Here is an 18,389-nt window from a genome sequence, read left to right as displayed (position 1 = left end):
CTCCTTCACGTATCTGACGTCGTCTCAAGTGTCCACCGTCGACGGCGTCGCCCGTCTGGGCCCGCAGACCTGCGGCGGGCTCACCTCGCACGGCCTCGACCCGTTCCCGCGCTTCTTCGACGGGTTCCTCACCGCGCCGCAGGCCGCGGCCTGCGGACTGCTCGCCGTCGCCGACGTGGCCGCCGCGCGGTACCACCGGCCGCTGCGCCCCGGTTCGCTCGACCCGGTGGTCACCGGGAACGGGGACAGGCTGCGGTTCGAGTCCTTCTCAGCGTGCTGCGGGGTGGCGGCCCGGCTCGACGTCCTGCCGGACGGCATCGACGGGGAAATGCTCGGAACCGGAACCATCAACACCGGCCGGATCACGAGGAGGTCACCGCCGTCCTGCTCGACCGCAGGCCCGAATGGGGCGAGGAGACCCTCGGCCGGCTGGCGGCGAAGCTCCCCGATGAGGGCTGGAGCAACGAGTGGCTCCTGGTCGACTGCCCCGCACGGGCCGGAGGGCTGCCCGCGTCGGCGGATGACAACTACACCCTGGGCTGGCTGCAGGACAAGGAGCGTACGGCCTTCGCGTACCGGTCGAAGAAGAACGACCACTTCGCCACCGCCCTCAGCGCCGGCCTTGCCGCGGACCCCTGCCTCGCGGTGATGGTGCCGCGCGTATTCGAGGCTGCCGGTGTCGGTCTGATCCTCACCGGCGACCTCTGGCAGGTGCAACAGGGCCGGGAGAGCTGGGCCGGGGCGCACGAGGCGACCTGGCTGGTGCTGACCGGTCTGCTCCCGGAGACCCGGGTGCGGGGCACGGGCGACCTGCTCCAGCTCGCCGCCGAGTGCGCGGGCCCGGCGGGAGCACGGGGGGCTTCCCCTGGCTGGACGAAATGGCCGACGGTCCGGGCACATCGAGGGTCGCCACCGAAGCCCGGCGGCTTCGAAAAGCGGTCGCGGGGTAGGCCACCGGAGGCAGTCTGATCGTTGCGAAGTGATACTTCGGAATAAACCGTATTCACAACGATCACATTTCGATAAGTGACCGACCGGTAATTTGCTGCCAAGATCGGCAGCCCCGGGCGGACACACCGCCCTAACACCACGCCCTGCGCTTCGCGGGCGGATGGAGGACACGCCTGTGCGTGCATACCGTACGGTCGCCCTCGCGGTCGTCACCCTGCTCGGCATCCTGCTGACCGTCTTCGCCTTCGCGGCGGACCTGCCGGGCAAGACCCAGGCCGTGGAGAACGTCACCGACGACTTCCGGCCGGTGTTCACCGACCAGTCACTGAAGTCCAACCGCGCGGACCTCGTCACGATGCAGGGCATGCTCAGCCAGCTGAGCAAGCAGACACTCCCCGACATGGCCGCGGCCCGCAGTATCCCGGTGCCGGCGTTCAACCAGCTTCTCGGCACGCAGTACCCGGCCGTCGGCAAGGGCCTCGCGCAGAGCCCCACGATCATGCCGCGCTTCGACACCCTCCTCGGCACTATGGAGGAGCAGGCCCCGAACTTCCGCAAGGCCGACGAGATCCCCACGGCCGACCTCCCCAACACGACGGTCACCTACCTCTACCTCGTGCCCGGCATCATCCTGATCGTCGCCGGCGGCATGGGTTTGTTCTTCCTCCGCGACCCGAAGAACAAGGGCAAGGCGACCGGCATGCTGGCCGCCGCGGCCGTCCTCGGCCTGGTCATGGTCGTCGCGACCCCCGTCACCGGCGTGATCGGCAAGACGCAGGCCGCCGAGAAGATGTTCAACGCGTTCGCCCCCACCTTCACCAAGGCCGGCTACGAGCAGGCCCGTACCGACCTGGACACCCTCAAGGCGATGTCCGACGAGATGCGCCAGAAGACGCTGCCGGCCATGGCCGCGATGGCGGGCAAGCCCACCGCGGTCTACTCGGCCGAACTCGGCCGGACGTACCCGGCCGTCGGCAAGGGGCTGCTTGAGATCGACCGCATCCTGCCGAAGTTCGACGGCATGGTGAAGATGATCGGCGCGAACGTGTCCGACTTCCAGAAGGCGAACAGCATCCCGACCAAGGGCAGTTCCGTCACGGTCATGCCGTGGCTGCTGCTCATTCCCGGGGCGCTGCTCGTCCTGGTGGCCGGAGCCGCGCTCCTCGTGGGCCCTCGCAACCCGGACAACCAGGACGATCGTGACCCGGTGAGTGTGTGACGGTGTTTCCTTGATCCTGCCGGTGGGAGGGTGTCCCCCGGCAGGTATCAACGAAGGGGAGACCGTCATGGGTGAGCAGGAGCCGTGGAACGTCCGTCCTGAGGCCGAGGACCCGGACCAGGCGCGGATGGAGCAGCTGGCCGCCCACCTGTTCGACGCCGCGCGCAACGGGGACACCAAGACCCTGGTGGCGTACGTGGACGCGGGCGTTCCAGTGGACTTGTCCAACGACAAGGGCGACACGCTGCTGATGCTGGCGGCGTACCACGGCCAGGTCGCGGCGGTCCAGGCACTGATCGAGCGCGAGGCCGACACCGACCGGCCGAACGACCGGGGCCAGACGCCGTTGGCCGGGGCCGTTTTCAAGAACGAGGCCGACGTCGTACGGGCGCTGGTGAAGGCGGGGGCCGACCCCGACGCGGGGACGCCGACGGCGCGTCAGACGGCGGCGATGTTCGGCAAGGAAGAACTGCTCGAAGGCTGAGCGCGGTTGGCGGGGAGAACCCGCACCAGCAGTAACGGTCTTGGGGTTTCCAGGCCACTGTGCCCACCACGGGCCGGCCTGCAAACCCCAAGACCGTCGCAGCGGTTCAGACCTCGCCGCGCTGCGGACCAGAACAGGCCTTAGCTCTTGCGGTTGGGGTTCCTGCGCTTCGCGGAGGCCGACCGGGCCGCCGGGCGGGCGGGGCTCCCGGCCGCGGGCTTCCGGGGGGTGGGCTTCCCAGGCTCGGGTCTCCCGGGTGAGGATTCTCCGGACGTGGTGCCCGGCGCAGCCGGGATGAGCGCGGCCAGCGCGCCCGGGGTCAGCTCCGACTGGCCGATGTCGGACAGCGCGGCGCGCTCCAGGGCTTCGGGCTGCTCGCCCGGCGGGAAGTCGGCGAGGCGGCGCAGGACGTCGAGCGCGAAGGGGGTGGGGCCTGCCGCCGGGCGGCCGTCCCGGACGAGGTCGTACGCGGTGCGCGCGGACGACACGGCGGCCGGGTCGCGGGCCGGGAGGACCAGCGCGGTCGCGGCCCGGGCCGGCACCTCGCGCCCGTTGAGCACGACCCGCACGCCGACGGAGGCTTCCGTCGGCTGCGCCGGGGCGGGGCCGCTGCCGCCGACGACCAGGAGCCGGCCGCCCAGGTCGGTGCGGATGCCGCCGTGCTCCGCCGAACCGTCGGTCGCGAAGTTCTGGTCGGTGCCGCCGGCGCCGCGTCCGCCGACGGTGCAGGGGCGGCGGCCGTCGGCTGCTGGGTGCACGGTCCAGACCAGATCGGCGTCCGCTGTAGTGAGTTCGGCTACCACGGAGCCGCTCTCGTCGAGGCCGTACACCCGGAAGCGGGCGGCCTGCCGGTAACCGGGGGGCGTGGGCTCCTGCCTCGGGTTGAACACTTCGGCGGCGATGGTGAACGGGTCCGCCCCGCTGCCGGCGCGGGCGGCGGCGACGGTGGGGTGCACGGCGGCGCTGACCACGGCGCTCAACGGCCGGTGCGGCTGGGCGGGGATCATCAGCGCGGTGCCCGTCCCGGCGCGCCAGAGAGGGCGGGCGGGGGCCGGGAGAGTGGCGGTTGTGGCTGTCATCCTGCCGACCGTATGCGCCACACCGGAGGTCAGGAACCGGCGCGGCGCACGATCACCCGGACGAGCGATGGCGCGGCTATTGCGCAGATGCCGTCCGTACGCGGATGGAAAACCGGTGGGGCGGCAGGCCTCGGGGGCCCGCCGCCCCACCGGGGGTCAGATCAGAACTTCGCGGCGAAGAGGGCCAGCGACTCGATGATGGCCTCCTGCGTGGCGCGGGTGACCTTGCCGGCCATCATCGACACGGCACCACCCTTGACCTCGGCCTCGATGCGGAACACCGACGCGTCACCGTCGGCCTCGACGATGAACTTCTCCGTCATGCCGACGCCCATCGGGCCCTTGCCGACCAGCGTGAAGGTCGAGCCCTCGACGACGTCGGCGATGGTCCACTTGATGTCCGCCGGGAAGCCCATGAGCTTCATCTTCTCGTCGTACTCCACGCCGTCCGCGATCTTGGCCGGGGCGCCGTTGGGGAACTCCACGTGGGGGGTCATCCAGGCGAAGTCGCTGAAGTCGATGAGCTTGGTCCACACGGCGGCGGGGGCGGCGGCAACGTTGGTCTGCTCGTTGATGAGGGGCATGAGTGATCCTTTTACGTCGGGCGGCAAACTGTTCGCCGTGCGGGGGTTGAGCGTTCTGCCGGGCCGGCGGGGTGCGTCGGCGGGCGGGCCGACAGTCAGGAACCCTGCCGAAGTGCTGACGTGAAGTTATCCCTGGTGTGTGACTCAGTCAATGGTCTGCTGTCTTTATGCCGGGCTCCAAGCGCGGGCGTCGTCCTCTCGTCCCCTTCGCTGCGCTCAGGGGCCGTTCGGCGCCCGCGTTGTGCTGATGTCGGGCTCCAAGCGCGGGCGTCGTCCTCTCGTCCCCTTCGCTGCGCTCAGGGGCCGTTCGGCGCCCGCGTTGTGCTGATGTCGGGCTCCAAGCGCGGGCGTCGTCCTCTCGTCCCCTTCGCTGCGCTCAGGGGCCGTTCGGCGCCCGCGCGTCGCCCGGTCGAACCGCGCCTCCGGGCGCGCTCGGGACGCTTCGCGCCCTCGCCTCGCGCGGGGGTGGGCTTCTTCGCTGCGCCCGGTCGCACTACTGGTGTCGGTGACGATCGATACCCTGGACAGCCATGAGCGGCACACCGGGGTCAGGCGCGCAGGGGCAGCAGGGTGGGGCGGTCCTGGACGGGGTGCTGGAACGCATCACCTACCACAACGACGAAAACGGCTGGACCGTCGCGCGCGTCGACACGTCGGGGCGCGGCGCGGGCGGCGACAACGACCTGCTCACCGTCGTCGGCGCGCTGCTCGGCGCCCAGCCGGGCGAAAGCCTGCGCATGCGCGGGCGCTGGGGCTCCCACCCGCAGTACGGAAAACAGTTCCTCGTCGAGTCCTACACGACCGTGCTCCCCGCCACAGTGCAGGGCATCCGCCGCTACCTGGGCTCCGGGCTGATCAAAGGCATCGGCCCGAAGACGGCCGAACGCATCGTCGAACACTTCGGCGACAAGTCCCTCGACGTGATCGACGAGGACGCCACGCAGTTGATCGCCGTACCAGGCCTCGGACCCAAGCGGACGAAACTGATCGCCCAGGCCTGGGAGGAACAGAAGGCCATCAAAGAAGTCATGGTCTTCCTGCAGGGCATCGGGATCTCCACTTCACCGGCCGTCAGGATCTTCAAGGAGTACGGCGACGCGTCGATTTCGATCGTGCGGAACGAGCCGTACCGTCTCGCGGCCGACGTGTGGGGAATCGGTTTCAAGACAGCCGACACCATCGCGCAGGCCGTCGGAATCCCGCACGATTCCCCCCAGCGGGTGAAGGCCGGGCTGCAATACACGCTGTCCCAGGGCGCCGACGCGGGCAACTGCTACTTGCCGCAGGACGATCTGATCACCGAAGCGGTCAAAATCCTCGAAGTGCCGCCGGATCTGGTCACCGGGTGCCTGGAGGAGCTGATCGGTGAAGAAGGCGCCGTACGCGAGGAGTTGCCCGGCCGGATATCACCCTCGGGTTCGCAGGGGGACCCCGTGCAGGCCGTCTACCTCGTGCCGTTCCACCGCGCGGAGATCTCCCTCGCCGGCAGGCTGCGCATGCTGCTCAACACCCGCGAGGACCGCCTGGCGCACTTCGCCGACCTCGACTGGCCCAAGGCCCTGGCGTGGCTCCACGACCGGACGGGCACCGAACTCGCACCCGAGCAGGAGCAGGCCGTACGGCTGGCCCTCACGCAGAAGGTCGCAGTCCTCACCGGCGGGCCCGGTTGCGGCAAGTCCTTCACCGTACGGTCGGTCATCGAACTCGCGAAGGCCCGCAAGGCCAAGGTCATCCTCGCCGCGCCCACCGGGCGGGCGGCCAAGCGGCTGGCCGAGCTGACCGGGTGTGAGGCGGCCACCGTGCACCGGCTCCTGGAGCTGCGCCCCGGCGGCGACGCGGCCTACGACCAGGACCGGCCGCTCGACGCCGACCTCGTGGTCGTCGACGAGGCGTCGATGCTCGACCTGCTGCTCGCCAACAAGCTGGTGAAAGCCGTCCCGCCCGGCGGCCACCTGCTGTTCGTCGGCGACGTCGACCAACTGCCCTCGGTCGGCGCGGGCGAGGTGCTGCGCGACATGCTCGCCGCCGAACCGCTGCCCCGGGTGCGCCTGACCAAGGTGTTCCGGCAGGCCCAGCAGTCAGGGGTGATCACCAACGCGCACCGCATCAACAAAGGCCAGCCGCCGGTCGTCGACGGGCTGACCGACTTCTTCCTGTTCCCCGTCGAAGAGGCCGAGGACGCGGCCCGGATGACCGTGGACGTGGTCGCTAACAGGATCCCGCGCAAATTCGGGCTCAGGGCGAGGGACATCCAGGTGCTCAGCCCCATGCACCGGGGACCCGCCGGGGCGGCGGCGCTGAACCTGCTGCTCCAGGAGGCCCTGACACCCTCCCGCCCCGGACTTCCGGAGAAGCGCTTCGGCGGCCGTACGTTCAAAGTCGGCGACAAGGTCACCCAGATCCGCAACAACTACGACAAAGGGAAGAACGGGATATTCAACGGCACCGGGGGAGTGGTCACCGGGATCAACGTCGACGACCAGAAGGTCACCGTCCTCACCGACGAGGACGAAGAGGTGCCGTACGACTTCGCCGAGCTCGACGAACTCGCCCACGCGTACGCCGTGACCATCCACCGTTCCCAGGGCAGTGAATACCCCGCCGTGGTGATCCCCGTGACGATGAGCGCCTGGATGATGCTCCAGCGCAACCTGCTCTACACGGCCGTGACGCGGGCCAAAAAACTCGTTGTGCTGGTGGGGTCCCGGAAGGCGCTCGCGCAGGCCGTACGGACCGTCTCAGCGGGCAAGAGGCACACGGGACTGGCCCACCGGCTGCGCTGATGCCCGGCTGTTCTGTCGCCGGGCTCCAAGCCCGGGCGTTGTCCCCACGCAGTCTTCGCTTCGCTCAGTCGTCGCCCGGCGCCCGCACTTCGCCCGGTCGGGCCGCGGCACCCGCCGAGCCTCGTCGGTTCCCCCGCCGCGCTCGGGACGCTTCGCGCCCCCGCACCCCGTGGTGGTGCGCTCGGTGGCGGCGGGACGCAGAAGACCCCGGCGCCTTGGCACCGGGGTCTGCGTACGGGATTTCTTAGCGGTTTATCCGGAAGGCGAAGAAGCGGCGCGTTCCGCGCTTGGCCATCTCGGCCGCCGGGATGCTCAGCGCGATCGCCACGGTCATGCACGCGCCGGTGTCGAGCAACCAGTCACCGCCGGGCAGGTCCGTCGCCCAGGCGATCATGCAGCTCATGCTGATGGCGATCCCTATGATCGTCAGCACCGCGAGCCGGCCCTGCGGCTTCGGGTACTCGATCCGGCTCACCATCAGCGCCGACGTCGCCAGGATCAGCACCGCGGCCACCGCGAACGGCAGGTTCAACAGCACGATCGACACCACCGTCATGGCGCCCATCGGGATGGGCATGCCCTGGAACACCCCGGGCTTGCCCGCGGTGCTCGCGAAACGGGCGAGCCGCAGCACACCGGCGATCAGCACCGACAGTGCCACCAGCACCGCGGGCGACTTGTTCGGACCCAGCGGCACCGCCGCCCAGGTCACCACGAAGAACGCCGGGGCGACACCGAAGGTGATCACGTCGGCGAGGTTGTCCAGCTGCGCGCCCAGCGCCGACTTGCGGAACCGGCGGGCGATGAGCCCGTCGCACAGGTCGCACATGGCACCGATGAGCATCAGGATGACCGCCGCCGCCGCGCTGCGCCGGTCGGCGGGCACGCCCGTGCTGCCCTCCATGTGCATGGAGACGGTGGCGCAGGCGAGGAAGTACACCGCGAGGAACCCGCACGTGGCGTTACCGAGGGTGACTACGTCGGCCGCGGAGATCCGCGACGACAGGGGCTCCTCGGCGTCGTCGTCCACGATGATCGCCCGCTCGAATCCGTCCAGGAACGGACTCGCGGGGTCTGCGGCTTCACGGCCGCCGGTGTCATGCCTGGTCAAGTCGAGTCTCCCCGGCTGTAGTCCGATCCCCCACGGCCACCGCGGGCACGATGCCCGGCGGCAGGTAGATGTCGACCCGCGAACCGAAGCGGATCAGGCCGATGCGCTCCCCGCGCTCGACCTCGGTCCCCGGCTCGACGTACGGGATGATACGGCGCGCCACAGCACCGGCGATCTGGACCAGCTCGATGTCGCCGAGGGCGGTGTCGAAGTGCCACACGACCCGCTCGTTGAACTCGCTGTCCTTGTTGAACGCGGGGACGAACCCACCGGCGGTGTGCTCCACCGATTTGATCGTCCCGGCCAGCGGTGCCCGGTTGACGTGCACGTTCAGCGGGCTCATGAACACGGCGACGCGTGTCCGGCCGTCCGGGTACTCGTCGATGCTCTGGACGACGCCGTCGGCCGACGACATGATGCCGTCGCCGGGGGCGGAACGCTCCGGGTCGCGGAAGAACCACAGCATGAGGCCGGTGAGCGTCGCGGTCGGCACCGCCGCCAAGGCCCAGCGCTTGTCCGAGCGCAGGGCCGCGAGACCCGTCGCCGCGGCGGTCAGGGCCGTCGGCGCGAACCACGGGGTACAGCCCCTGGCCAGGCGGTAGCCCTGCCGGTTGACGGTGGCAGTCCGGGCGATCGGCGCGCCGGGCAGCGCGGTGGAATCGTCAGTCATCGAGAACCTTTGTCGGCAGGCGTGCCCCGCAAGGCGCGGGTGGCACTCGGCGGATGCTATCTACAGCGCGGCCTGTCGTGCTCCCGTGTGTAACGGGACCCGGCCGCTGACCTGTGTGCAAACCGCCACAAAGAAGCTTAACTTTGGTCTTTTCTTGACCTGGCCCCGGTGTGTTCGCCTTGCAGGACCTATAACGCACTGAGCGGTCGACATGGTTGCCGTGACCAGGATCACTCCATCGGGTGATACCCGGGTGGGTCATGCCGCAAGGTGCTCTCATGTCTACCGATCATTGCGCGGTACCGGCCCGGACGGAAGGGCCCCTCCGCTCTGAAAAGCCGGGCGGAAGGGCTCTACCTGCTGATTCGGCGTTGATCCGGCCGCTGATACTGCTGAATCCAGGACCGGTCTTCAGCTGAGGGGGGAGGGACGCGCGCGGCCCACCGTCGTCCCCGGGCGGGCCCCGGTCGGTTCCGCGGCCAGGACGGTCGGCACACCCCGCACCACCGACGCGCGCATCCCGGCGGGTCCGCGGGTGAAGCGCCACGATCCGTCCGGGTTGTCGTAGCGCTTCCCCTCGGCCCGGACCTCGATCTCGTCCAGCGCGAAGACCGCCGCGTCCCCGGCCTTGTCGGCGGCAGGCACGCCCCGGTCGTTGAACCCGAAGTAGCCGGCCGGCTTGCCCGTGAGGTTGTGCACGGCCTCCTCGACGGTCAGCAGTCCGGTGTCGCGGACGTAGTTCGTCAACAAGTAGACATTCTCGCCGGACCCGCAGAACAACTTGGAGGTGCGCGCCCGAGTCGTTGATGTTGGTGAGCGTGTGCGGCTCCGTGACGAGGCTCCGCCGCCACCGGCTCGTCGAACAGGTCCGGAGTGCCTTTGACACAGGACTTGAGGCTGTTGGCCAGGATCCACTCAGCCAGGGCGTCGGAGATGCGCAGGCCGCGCTCCTCGGCGTACGACGCCAGGTCGGTGTCCGGCGGACCCGCGCCCGGCTCCGGGATCGCGAAGATCATCGTGTGCGGACGGTCGAGCCGGGAGATGGACGTCGTCGTCTTGTTGTCTCCAGTCCGTACGGGCCTTCCGGCGCCAGGCCCGGTCGGCCAGGGTGGCGAGCTCGGTCTCCGCGGGGCCGTTGGTCCACCCGTTCCGGGCGGCCGCCCGCTGGAAGGTCAGCGCCCGCTCGAAGTTGCAGAAGGGCTCCAGCGGCTTGTGCGGGATGTTCGGCCGGAAGTCCACGCGGTCCGCGCGCAACTTCCGGTGCGGGGCGGTGGCCTGGGCGCGCACCTCCTCCTCGCGCAAGGCGGAGGGGACGGCGGTCCACTGGCTGCGCGGCGATGCCATCACGGGGTACCGGTGAAAAGCACGCGCCACTATGGTTGGCCGATGGCATCGATCAAGCAGTTTCAAGTCACTTTTGACTGCGCGGAACCTGAACGCGTCGCCCGTTTCTGGTGCGAGGTGCTGGGGTACGTCGTACCGCCGTCGCCGGAAGGGTTTGCCACCTGGGACGATTTCAACCGCTCGCTGCCACCTGAGCAGTCGGACGCCTGGTTTGCCTGCAGTGACCCCTCAGGCGTGGGCCCGCGACTGTACTTCCAGCGCGTCCCCGAAGGGAAGGCCGCCAAGAACCGGCTGCATCTTGACGTGCGGGTCGGCACCGGGCTCGTGGGTGCGGAGCGCCTCGCCACCCTCGAGGCCGAGTGCGCACGACTGGTCGCGCTCGGCGCGGTGCACGTGCAAACACTGTTTGCCGATGACGAGAACGAGTCGTGCGTTTCGATGCGGGACATCGAGGGCAACGAGTTCTGTGTCGACTGAGGGGCCGCGAACGTTTCCTCGTTCCGTCCCCACGGGCCAGGACGAAGAACCGCCCCCGACCCGTCAGGTCGCTGTGGCGCGGATCGCCTGACCGGGCGCTCGGGACGGGCGTGCCGTCCGGCCGGTCCGACAGATTACGACAAGTTCACTGAGCCGGCGTACGAACGCTTCACTCTGAAAATCCCTGCGTCTGAGCTGGCGGGCAGAGGGATTGTCAGCGGCATCAGCTTGGATGAGCGGCATGACCGTTCACGATGTGGCCCGAGCCCTCCCTGATATCCCAGTGCTCCGGGATCTCTGCCGGTCGATGGCGATGCTGGAGGCAGTGCTGAATCCGGACGGCGAGCGGTACTTCTCGTTCAGCGCCGCATGGTCGGAGACGCAGGAGGCTGCCTCGATGCGCAACGGTTCCGGTGACGAATTCGACATCGTGTTCTCCCCGGCGGGCGCGTATGTCCGAGGCTTCGACCACGAGTCGCCGATGAGCCCCTATGCCAACGACGTGCCGTGGCCGGGTGTGCTGGATTCAGTCCCCGCGGTCTTCCAGGACTGCGTCGGGGAGCCGGCCTTCACCGACGACGGCGTCCCCAGCGTGACCGCCTGCCTATGGCGCGAAACGGGCAGCGACCGCTGGTGCGCGGGCGAGATCGACTTCCCCGAGGACCACCCGGATCCCGACGGGGCGGGGTGGCGATGGCGCCGAACGGCACCTCGCCGTTTTCGACAAAGTAGAAGGATCCCGCCGGCGCGTCGGTGAGGGCGCGCAGGTAGAGGTCGGCCACGTCGTCGATGTGTACGGTCGACCAGATGTTGCGACCGTCTCCCACGTGCCGGACGACACCGCTGTCGCGGGCCTGCCGGGCGAGTGCGGAGATCTGCACGCTGTCGCGGGCCATGCCCCGGCCGTGTCCGTAGATGAGGGTGTTGCACAGCACTACAGAGCGCACACCCCGGTCCGCCGCGGCCAGGACAAAACGGTCGAGGGCGACACGGGCGGCTTTCTCCTCAACGGGTCGCCAGTCCGATCCGGGGGCGACGGTCTCCTCGGTGAAGATCTCGTCTGAGGCGGCACCCCGTGCGTCGGTGCTGACGATGCTTGAACCACTGGTGTGCACGAGGGGACGGCCGGTGCCGGCCAGCCCTGCGACGAGTGCCTCGACAGCGCCCCGGTGGTCGCTGCTGGCGGCGTTGACTACGGCGTCGACCTCGCGGGCGTGGGCGGTGAGCAGTGGGCCGGGCAGGACCCGGTCCGCGCCGCTGAGGGCCATGGCCAGCCGCAGGACGAACTGGTTGCCGCCGTGGATCCAGACAGCTCCGGATCCGGCCGACTGCTCTTCAAGCGCGGCCGGATCGCTGGAGTGGTCACGCAGGTCCACCTCGGTCACCTCGGAGCCGCGGTCGCGCAGCATTGTGATCTCCCGCCCGGTCGCCTGCCGTCTCATCGGTTCGGGGAAGGCGTCCCGGGCGTTGCCGATCACGGCCGCTGTACGGGCGTCTCCGGCGTCGTCTACCTGCCGTTCAGCGACGCGCCGCCCCTGGAGTGGGCGCCCACTTGGCTCGTCACCAACACCACGCCCCGGATCCACGCCGTCAACCAGGCCGCCCAGGACGTCGCGACCCGGGTCTATCCGGGCCCCGGAATCGCAGTTTGTCCATGACCGGGATGAACTGCGGGCTGTCGGCGGCCTGTCCGGCGGTCAGAGTCAGGACCAGCGGACGGCACTCGCGGTCGCACGCAATGTGGACCTTGCCGTCGCGGGGATCTCGATGGGCGGCTCGCACCCGTGCCGGCGCTCCGCGCGCTGTGCCCGTCCGGTAGCGGTGGACTGCTCCACCGGCGGTTCCCCGGGCTGCTGACCGAAGTGGCCGAGAGCTGACGGACCTTCCGCCGTCCGCCCGGCCGTGTGACGATGCGCGCTCCGCGTTTCCCACACACCGTCAGATGAGGTGCCCATGACCGCCGCCTGGAACCTGCCGGCAATCCGTCCGGGCCGTGCGGCCCCCGGTGCGCTCCTGGACCGCCGGAAGGCCGCCGCCGGCTTCCCGGCCGTCCCGGAATCCGGAGCCGTCGTACGGGAGGACTCGTACGGCGGCGTCGACTGCCTGGTGTGCGAACCGGCGACCCCTCCCACGGGCACGCTGGTCTACCTGCACGGCGGCGGCTACCGCCTCGGCTCCACCAGGGTGGCCTCCGGCTTCGCCAGCCGGCTCGCGGTCGCCGCCGGACTGCGCGTGGTCTGCGCCGGTTACCGTCTCGCACCCGAACACCCTTACCCCGCGGCCCTGTACGACGCGGTGGCCGTGTACACCGACGCCGTCCGCCGGCACGGGCCCGCAGCTGTCGGCGGCGACTCGGCGGGCGGGGGACTGGCCGCCGGACTCGCGCTGGCCGCACCCCCCGACGCCAGGCCGGAGCGACTGCTGCTGATCTCGCCGTGGCTGGACATGACCATGTCCGCCGCGACTTTCGCGTCCAACGCCGAAAGCGATCAGATGATCACCTACCTCGGACTGTGCGAAGGCGCGGAGATGTACCTGCAGGGACACGACCTGCGCGACCCCTGCGCCTCCCCACTGCACGCCACGGATGAGCAACTGGCCGCGCTGCCGCCGGTGCAACTGTTCGCCTCCACCGACGAGGCGCTGCTCGGCGACGCGGTCGCGTTCACCAGCCGGGCGGCGGGGGCCGGCGTCGCAGTCGAAGCGCACTTCGTACCCGGTGTGCCCCATGTGTGGCCGACGCTCTACCCAGACCTCCCGCAGAGCCGGGCGGCCCTCGGCACGATGGCCAGTTTCTTCGGGACGTCTTTCCACACAGTGCCTTGACACACCCTCAAGTAGACTCCCTGAACGAACGGTTGGCGACGGGGAAGAAAACTGCGGCCCAACTGGAAGAAGAGTAGATGTGACCAGATTGTCACTGCCTGGGTGGATGAATGCGGCTACGGTTTATTCCAAGCCGGATCGTTCCCGCACGGGTCGTGACCGTCCGGCCCCGACAAGAGGCCTGCGGCGGGCACTACTGCGCCGACCGGGCCGGCGAGAGGACTGCGGAACGCGTGCGCCTTCAGGTGAGCAGCGAAGACCTGGCCGACTGGACCGTCATGCGGATGTCCGGTGAGGTCGATTACGCAGTCGTCCCGGAACTCGGTGAACACATAAGGAAAGCGGTCGCCGACGGCCGCCGCCGCATCATCCTCGACCTCAGTGACGTCGAGTTCTGCGACTCCACCGGCATCGGCGCGCTGGTCTCCGCCCGCCGCCTGCTGCGCTCGTGCTCCGGCCACCTGCGCCTGGTCATGCCCGACGGCGGTGAACACCGGGTCAACCGGGTCTTCACCTCGCTCGGCCTGCGTCGCCTGTTCGACGTGCACCCCACGGTCGAAGAGGCGCTGGCCGTCGACGTCGGGGACGGCGCCGAGGCCGTGGCGGGCTGACCGCCCCCGGACGTCAGGACTCGAACGTGTCGCCCAGCGGCGGGTGGTTGTTCCACGTCACGAACACCGACGACGTGCGCCCGCCGTTGGCGAAGTCCACGCGCAGCCACTGGTCGCCCGGGGTGACCCGCATCGACCAGCCGCTGTTCGGCACCGCCTGGAGGAACTTCGCCGAGCTCGCCCCGAAGCCGAACGACACACTGCCGCCCCTGACCTCGTAGGTGCGCGTCGCGCCCTTGCCGGCCGCCGGCCGCTGGTTACCCGGCGGCGCGGTGGGCGTACGGCTGGCCGGTGACCTGGAGACGACGGCACTGCTCTGCGCCGGGCCTGGCGTGCCCGCCGCGGCGGACTGTGTGGCGGACGGCACCGCGGACGGCACCGCGGACGGCACCGCGGACGGTGCCGAGGACGTCGAAGACGCCGTCGGCGGTACGGACGACACCGGCTCGCCGATCTGCCCGGCCGACGTCGGTGACGGCGTGTCAGACGCCTTCGGCGGCGCCTGCTCCGCCACCGTCATGCTCTGCGGCGGCTCGAACACCGTGTCGCGCAGCACGCTGCGTACGGCATACGTCGAAAGACCGACGGCCACCGCGGTGGCCGTCAGCCAGGCGACCACAGGAGGGATCCGACTACGCACCCGTACATCCTGACGGATCGGCACCGGCCCGACCGCACGCGGGGTGATCCACCTGTATTACAGCTGAAATGGCAGTCAGTGTCCGGGTGGTGGCCCCGCACCGCCCACCTTGTACCGTTCGCCTCATGGCACAGGTTCTGGTGGTCGAGGACGACCCCTTCGTCCGCTCGGCGCTGATCCGCTATCTGACAGGCGCCTCCCACGCCGTACGCAGTGTGGGCACCGCGTTGGAAGCGCTGCGCGAAGTCGCCAACCACCACTTCGACGTGGTCATCCTCGACCTCGGACTGCCCGACCTCGACGGCTCCGAAGCGCTGAAGATGCTGCGCGGCATATCGGACGTACCCGTCATCATCGCCACCGCCCGCGACGACGAGGCCGAAGTCGTCCGGCTGCTCAACGCCGGCGCCGACGACTACGTCACCAAACCCTTCTCCGGCGAACACCTCGGTGCCCGCATGTCCGCCGTGCTGCGCCGCGCCGGAGCCGGGGTCCGGGGCGGAAAGGCCGACGGTGACGACGCACTGCACGTCGGCGGCCTGCGCGTCGACACCCGCCGCCGCGAGGCGAGCCTGGACGGTGCCGCCCTCCAGCTCACCCGCCGCGAGTTCGACCTCCTGGCCTACCTCGCCTCCCGCGCCGGCGCCGTCGTACCGCGCCGGGAGATCCTCGCCGAGGTGTGGGGCCAGGCGTACGGCGACGACCAGACCATCGACGTCCACCTGTCCTGGCTGCGCCGCAAACTCGGCGAGAAGGCCCGCGAACCCCGCTACCTGCACACGGTGCGCGGCGTCGGCGTGAAACTCGAACCCCCGGCGACCGAGCGAAGCGACACAGATGGGAGCCCCCGGCGCTTGGAGCCCGGCATAGGGGAGCCCGGGGCGTGAGAGGCTCCCTCGCCCGCGTCGCCCTGGCCGTCACCGTGATGGTGGCCCTCGCCTTCCTCGTCCCGCTCGGCCTCGTGGTCCGCGAACTCGCCAGGGACCGGGCCTTCACCGACGCCGAACGGCAGGCCGCCGCCCTCCAGCCGGCCCTCATCATCACCACCGACCCCGCCGCGCTCGAACCCGCGCTGGCCGGAGTCCGCGCGGGAGCCCAGGGCCGCCTGGCAGTCCACCTGCCCGACAGCACCGTCCTCGGCCGGCCCCGGGCCGCCAGAGCGGACCTGGACGCTGCCCGCGGCGACGCCCGCGCCTCCCGCGTCCACACCGACGGCGGTTGGGCACTGCTCCAGCCCGTCGCCCTGGACGCCGGACGGATCACCGTCGTCGAGGTCTACGTCCCCGAGAGCGACACCTCCCGCGGCGTCACCACCGCCTGGCTCGCCCTCACCGGCGTGGCCCTCGCGCTGGTCGGCGGATCCGTCCTGGTCGCCGACCGGCTCGGTGCCCAGGTCGTCCGTTCCGCCACGGGCCTGGCCACCGCAGCCGGCCGGCTCGGCGGCGGGGACCTGCGGGTCCGCATCAAACCCGAAGGCCCGTCCGAGCTCAAAGAGGCCGCGGTCTCCTTCAACACCATGGCCGACCGGGTCTCCACGCTCCTGGCCAACGAACGCGAACTGGCCGCCGACCTGTCCCACCGGTTGCGCACACCCCTGACGGTGCTGCGGCTCAACGCTGCCTCGCTCGCGCAGGACGACGCCGGGATCGCGGTCCGGCACGCAGTCTCCCAGCTCGAGCGCGAAGTCGACGGGATCATCCGTACGGTCCGCTCCCGCGACACCACGTCCACCGAGGCCATCGGCTGCGACGCGGCGGAGGTGGTCCGCGAGCGCGTGGAGTTCTGGTCCGCGCTGGCCGAGGACCAGGACCGCGACTGCCGGCTCAGCGGAGCCGACGACCCCGTGCACGTGCCCGTGCCGCGCGGGGAACTGACCGCCGCCATCGACGCGATGGTCGGCAACGTGTTCCGGCACACCGTGGAGGGCACAGCCTTCGCCGTCACCCTGTACCCCGGGCACAACTCGGCGATCCTGCTGGTCGCCGACGCCGGGCCGGGTATCGCCGACCCGCGGGGGGCCCTGAGCCGGGGCGGCGGCAGCGGCGGTGAGGGCTCAACCGGGCTCGGCCTGGACATCGTCCGCAAGCTCGCCGAGTCCACCGGCGGGGAGGTCGGCATCGAGCGGTCCGTGCTCGGCGGCGCACAGGTGAGTGTCCGCATCGGCAGGGGCGCTGAAGAACCGCGGACCGGCCGCCGGGGTCGCCGGGAACGGCGGTCCCTCCTGGGCAAGCCGGGGCGTTTTCGTACGCGTGTCTGATCGTGCGCCGCGGCCACCCACCCCTGACTCTTTGTCACGCTGCGTGAGCACAATGCGTACGCCGGTACGTGACTGGAGGCGAAACACCCGCAGAACCCTAAGAGATCCTTAAATAGACCCTAAGAATCGGCTGTTCTGACGCATCGGCTGGTCTTCGGCGGCCCGGGAGGGTTACGGTGGGTGTGCACGGTCCGCCGGTTGTCCGACGTCATCGCACGTCCCTCCGGTCGGCCGTCCATGGTGTGACCCACACCCCCCACGGGGTCACACCGCCGGGGAAAAAACCCCAGTCCGCCGGTGTCCCTACCCCCCACCTGGGGCACCGGTGGCACACTTCGGCCCCGCAGCTCTGCTGCGGGGCCGAAGTGGTTTCTGTGCTGATGCCGGGCTCCAAGCGCGGCGTTTTCCTCCTGCCGCCTTCGCTTCGCTCAGGCGTCACTCGGCGCCGCGCGTCGCCCGGGGAAACCGCGACCTCCGGTCGCGCTCCGGGACGCTGCGCGCCCGTCGCCCGGCTGATGCCAGCCTCCAGGACGCTGCGCGCCCGTCGCCCGGCTGATGCCAGCCTCCAGGACGCTGCGCGCCCGTCGCCCGGCGGGGTGCCGCTGTGCGGTCAGTCGATCCGTACTTCGCCGTCCGCCGTACTGAACGTGACCGCGACCAGGCCGGGCTCGTCGGCGGTGACCCACTCCACCTCGACCTCGTCGAGCGGGTGCCGGTCCGGCTGGCCCAGCCAGTCGGAGATGGTCTTCGAGTCGCCGGCGATCTCCAATTTGGAGATCCGTACGTCCGACTTGTTGTCCTTGGACGGGTGCTGGTCCATGTCCTCCCACTGGATGACGTAGGGCAGCTGGGGTTCCTCGATGAGGTCGAGCACCCCGATCTGGCACCACTTCAGGTCCACGTGGTCCGGTCGCACCCGGTGACCGACGACGGCCTTGCGGCCCAGGCGCGCCTCGACGGGGGTGATGTCGTCCACCCGGGCCACCCAGCCCAGCCAGCCACCCCCCGCGTTGGCACGCTCCTTGACCGCGCGGCCGAACGGCGCGGAGCCGGTCGCCGGATGGTCCAGTGGCTCGACCACCTCAAGGTAGGTGCCCCCGGCGAGGGCGAGCAGGAAGTTCCGCGTGCCGAAGCGTGGGTGCACCCCCCCGTCGTGGAAGGAAGCGCCCAGGCGGGAGCCGAGCCGGCCGATGGTGGAGGCGAAGGAGTCAGCGTCCACGGCGTAAGAAACATGATCAAGTAGCACGCCAGGGCCGTTCCCCGAATCGGCCGGTCTGAACCCCGCAGTGCGCCCGGGTGCGCGTGGCGTCGGTCACTTCCAGGGCGCGGTTACGAGGAAAACGCAACGATCGT

General features: G+C 70.2%; 19 protein-coding genes and 1 pseudogene. 11 read left to right on the top strand and 9 right to left on the bottom strand.

Annotated elements, in window-relative coordinates; translation table 11 throughout:
• Window positions 1–273: 273 nt before the first annotated feature.
• The 3 genes from AC0Z36_RS02100 to AC0Z36_RS02090 all read left to right on the top strand — a co-directional run bounded on the left by AC0Z36_RS02100 (window position 274) and on the right by AC0Z36_RS02090 (window position 2,654).
• Complete coding sequence (locus AC0Z36_RS02100; protein WP_485460882.1) at window positions 274–969, top strand: hypothetical protein; 696 nt, start codon at window positions 274–276, stop codon at window positions 967–969.
• 157 nt (window positions 970–1,126) lie between these two features.
• Entirely contained in the window at window positions 1,127–2,170 is a 1,044-nt protein-coding gene (locus AC0Z36_RS02095) for a hypothetical protein (protein WP_485460881.1), read from the top strand.
• 67 nt (window positions 2,171–2,237) lie between these two features.
• Window positions 2,238–2,654: an ankyrin repeat domain-containing protein gene (locus tag AC0Z36_RS02090; protein ID WP_485460880.1), complete on the top strand. Its 417-nt coding sequence runs from the start codon at window positions 2,238–2,240 to the stop codon at window positions 2,652–2,654.
• 140 nt (window positions 2,655–2,794) lie between these two features.
• On the opposite strand, the gene AC0Z36_RS02085 is transcribed toward AC0Z36_RS02090, so the two are convergent.
• Entirely contained in the window at window positions 2,795–3,733 is a 939-nt protein-coding gene (locus tag AC0Z36_RS02085; protein ID WP_485460879.1) for a LodA/GoxA family CTQ-dependent oxidase, read from the bottom strand.
• A gap of 161 nt (window positions 3,734–3,894) precedes the next feature.
• The gene (locus AC0Z36_RS02080) at window positions 3,895–4,317 is read right to left on the bottom strand and encodes a type II toxin-antitoxin system Rv0910 family toxin (RefSeq protein WP_485460878.1); all 423 of its coding nucleotides are present in this window, start codon (window positions 4,315–4,317) and stop codon (window positions 3,895–3,897) included.
• Between the two features lie 530 nt (window positions 4,318–4,847).
• Here AC0Z36_RS02080 and recD2 point away from each other — a divergent pair.
• Window positions 4,848–7,100, top strand: coding sequence for an SF1B family DNA helicase RecD2 (gene recD2, locus AC0Z36_RS02075; RefSeq protein ID WP_485460877.1), 2,253 nt, complete (start codon window positions 4,848–4,850; stop codon window positions 7,098–7,100).
• Window positions 7,101–7,344: 244 nt separating this feature from the next.
• Here recD2 and pssA read toward each other — a convergent pair whose 3' ends face one another.
• The 4 genes from pssA to AC0Z36_RS02055 all read right to left on the bottom strand — a co-directional run bounded on the left by pssA (window position 7,345) and on the right by AC0Z36_RS02055 (window position 10,225).
• Complete coding sequence (gene pssA / locus AC0Z36_RS02070; RefSeq protein ID WP_485460876.1) at window positions 7,345–8,211, bottom strand: CDP-diacylglycerol--serine O-phosphatidyltransferase; 867 nt, start codon at window positions 8,209–8,211, stop codon at window positions 7,345–7,347.
• Window positions 8,198–8,881, bottom strand: a complete 684-nt coding sequence (locus tag AC0Z36_RS02065; protein ID WP_485460875.1) for a phosphatidylserine decarboxylase — start codon at window positions 8,879–8,881, stop codon at window positions 8,198–8,200. Before AC0Z36_RS02065 ends, pssA begins: the two co-directional genes overlap by 14 nt.
• A gap of 411 nt (window positions 8,882–9,292) precedes the next feature.
• On the bottom strand, window positions 9,293–9,628 hold the full coding sequence (locus AC0Z36_RS02060; protein WP_485460874.1) for a hypothetical protein: 336 nt from the start codon (window positions 9,626–9,628) through the stop codon (window positions 9,293–9,295).
• 168 nt (window positions 9,629–9,796) lie between these two features.
• Window positions 9,797–10,225: a hypothetical protein gene (locus tag AC0Z36_RS02055; protein WP_485460873.1), complete on the bottom strand. Its 429-nt coding sequence runs from the start codon at window positions 10,223–10,225 to the stop codon at window positions 9,797–9,799.
• Between the two features lie 42 nt (window positions 10,226–10,267).
• Between AC0Z36_RS02055 and AC0Z36_RS02050 the strand changes: the two genes are divergently transcribed.
• The gene (locus AC0Z36_RS02050; protein WP_485460872.1) at window positions 10,268–10,702 is read left to right on the top strand and encodes a VOC family protein; all 435 of its coding nucleotides are present in this window, start codon (window positions 10,268–10,270) and stop codon (window positions 10,700–10,702) included.
• A 241-nt stretch (window positions 10,703–10,943) separates the two neighbouring features.
• A pseudogene (locus tag AC0Z36_RS02045) lies at window positions 10,944–11,387 on the top strand (hypothetical protein); the annotation flags it as partial.
• On the opposite strand, the gene AC0Z36_RS02040 reads toward AC0Z36_RS02045, so the two are convergent.
• Window positions 11,272–11,970 (bottom strand): NAD-dependent epimerase/dehydratase family protein, encoded by a 699-nt coding sequence (locus tag AC0Z36_RS02040; protein WP_485460995.1) that lies wholly within the window; start codon window positions 11,968–11,970, stop codon window positions 11,272–11,274. The pseudogene AC0Z36_RS02045 and the gene AC0Z36_RS02040 overlap by 116 nt on opposite strands.
• A 685-nt stretch (window positions 11,971–12,655) precedes the next feature.
• Here AC0Z36_RS02040 and AC0Z36_RS02035 point away from each other — a divergent pair.
• On the top strand, window positions 12,656–13,528 hold the full coding sequence (locus AC0Z36_RS02035) for an alpha/beta hydrolase fold domain-containing protein (protein WP_485460871.1): 873 nt from the start codon (window positions 12,656–12,658) through the stop codon (window positions 13,526–13,528).
• A 233-nt stretch (window positions 13,529–13,761) separates the two neighbouring features.
• Window positions 13,762–14,139 (top strand): STAS domain-containing protein, encoded by a 378-nt coding sequence (locus tag AC0Z36_RS02030; protein ID WP_485460870.1) that lies wholly within the window; start codon window positions 13,762–13,764, stop codon window positions 14,137–14,139.
• A gap of 13 nt (window positions 14,140–14,152) precedes the next feature.
• Here the strand turns inward: AC0Z36_RS02030 and AC0Z36_RS02025 are convergent, their stop codons facing one another.
• The gene (locus tag AC0Z36_RS02025) at window positions 14,153–14,338 is read right to left on the bottom strand and encodes a hypothetical protein (protein ID WP_485460869.1); all 186 of its coding nucleotides are present in this window, start codon (window positions 14,336–14,338) and stop codon (window positions 14,153–14,155) included.
• 37 nt (window positions 14,339–14,375) lie between these two features.
• Here AC0Z36_RS02025 and AC0Z36_RS02020 point away from each other — a divergent pair, with 37 nt between their 5' ends.
• The 3 genes from AC0Z36_RS02020 (at window position 14,376) to AC0Z36_RS02010 (ending at window position 17,036) form a co-directional block, all read left to right on the top strand.
• Window positions 14,376–14,792, top strand: coding sequence for a hypothetical protein (locus AC0Z36_RS02020; RefSeq protein WP_485460868.1), 417 nt, complete (start codon window positions 14,376–14,378; stop codon window positions 14,790–14,792).
• A gap of 112 nt (window positions 14,793–14,904) precedes the next feature.
• Entirely contained in the window at window positions 14,905–15,666 is a 762-nt protein-coding gene (locus AC0Z36_RS02015) for a response regulator transcription factor (protein WP_485460867.1), read from the top strand.
• Complete coding sequence (locus tag AC0Z36_RS02010; RefSeq protein WP_485460866.1) at window positions 15,663–17,036, top strand: sensor histidine kinase; 1,374 nt, start codon at window positions 15,663–15,665, stop codon at window positions 17,034–17,036. Before AC0Z36_RS02015 ends, AC0Z36_RS02010 begins: the two co-directional genes overlap by 4 nt.
• A gap of 610 nt (window positions 17,037–17,646) precedes the next feature.
• Here AC0Z36_RS02010 and AC0Z36_RS02005 read toward each other — a convergent pair.
• Window positions 17,647–18,282: a VOC family protein gene (locus AC0Z36_RS02005; RefSeq protein WP_485460865.1), complete on the bottom strand. Its 636-nt coding sequence runs from the start codon at window positions 18,280–18,282 to the stop codon at window positions 17,647–17,649.
• Window positions 18,283–18,389: the final 107 nt, after the last annotated feature.

The organism is Kitasatospora sp. UYEF31, assembly GCF_057291755.1.
This window is presented reverse-complemented; position numbering and strand designations above follow the sequence as displayed.

What these genes read in the sequence shown, in the direction of transcription:
- AC0Z36_RS02090 (WP_485460880.1), top strand. Translation starts at nt 2,238, where the DNA reads ATGGGTGAGCAGGAGCCGTGGAACGTCCGTCCTGAGGCCGAGGACCCG.
- AC0Z36_RS02085 (WP_485460879.1), bottom strand. Translation starts at nt 3,733, where the DNA reads ATGACAGCCACAACCGCCACTCTCCCGGCCCCCGCCCGCCCTCTCTGG.
- AC0Z36_RS02080 (WP_485460878.1), bottom strand. Translation starts at nt 4,317, where the DNA reads ATGCCCCTCATCAACGAGCAGACCAACGTTGCCGCCGCCCCCGCCGCC.
- recD2 (WP_485460877.1), top strand. Translation starts at nt 4,848, where the DNA reads ATGAGCGGCACACCGGGGTCAGGCGCGCAGGGGCAGCAGGGTGGGGCG.
- AC0Z36_RS02065 (WP_485460875.1), bottom strand. Translation starts at nt 8,881, where the DNA reads ATGACTGACGATTCCACCGCGCTGCCCGGCGCGCCGATCGCCCGGACT.
- AC0Z36_RS02055 (WP_485460873.1), bottom strand. Translation starts at nt 10,225, where the DNA reads ATGGCATCGCCGCGCAGCCAGTGGACCGCCGTCCCCTCCGCCTTGCGC.
- AC0Z36_RS02050 (WP_485460872.1), top strand. Translation starts at nt 10,268, where the DNA reads ATGGCATCGATCAAGCAGTTTCAAGTCACTTTTGACTGCGCGGAACCT.
- AC0Z36_RS02040 (WP_485460995.1), bottom strand. Translation starts at nt 11,970, where the DNA reads ATGGCCCTCAGCGGCGCGGACCGGGTCCTGCCCGGCCCACTGCTCACC.
- AC0Z36_RS02035 (WP_485460871.1), top strand. Translation starts at nt 12,656, where the DNA reads ATGACCGCCGCCTGGAACCTGCCGGCAATCCGTCCGGGCCGTGCGGCC.
- AC0Z36_RS02015 (WP_485460867.1), top strand. Translation starts at nt 14,905, where the DNA reads ATGGCACAGGTTCTGGTGGTCGAGGACGACCCCTTCGTCCGCTCGGCG.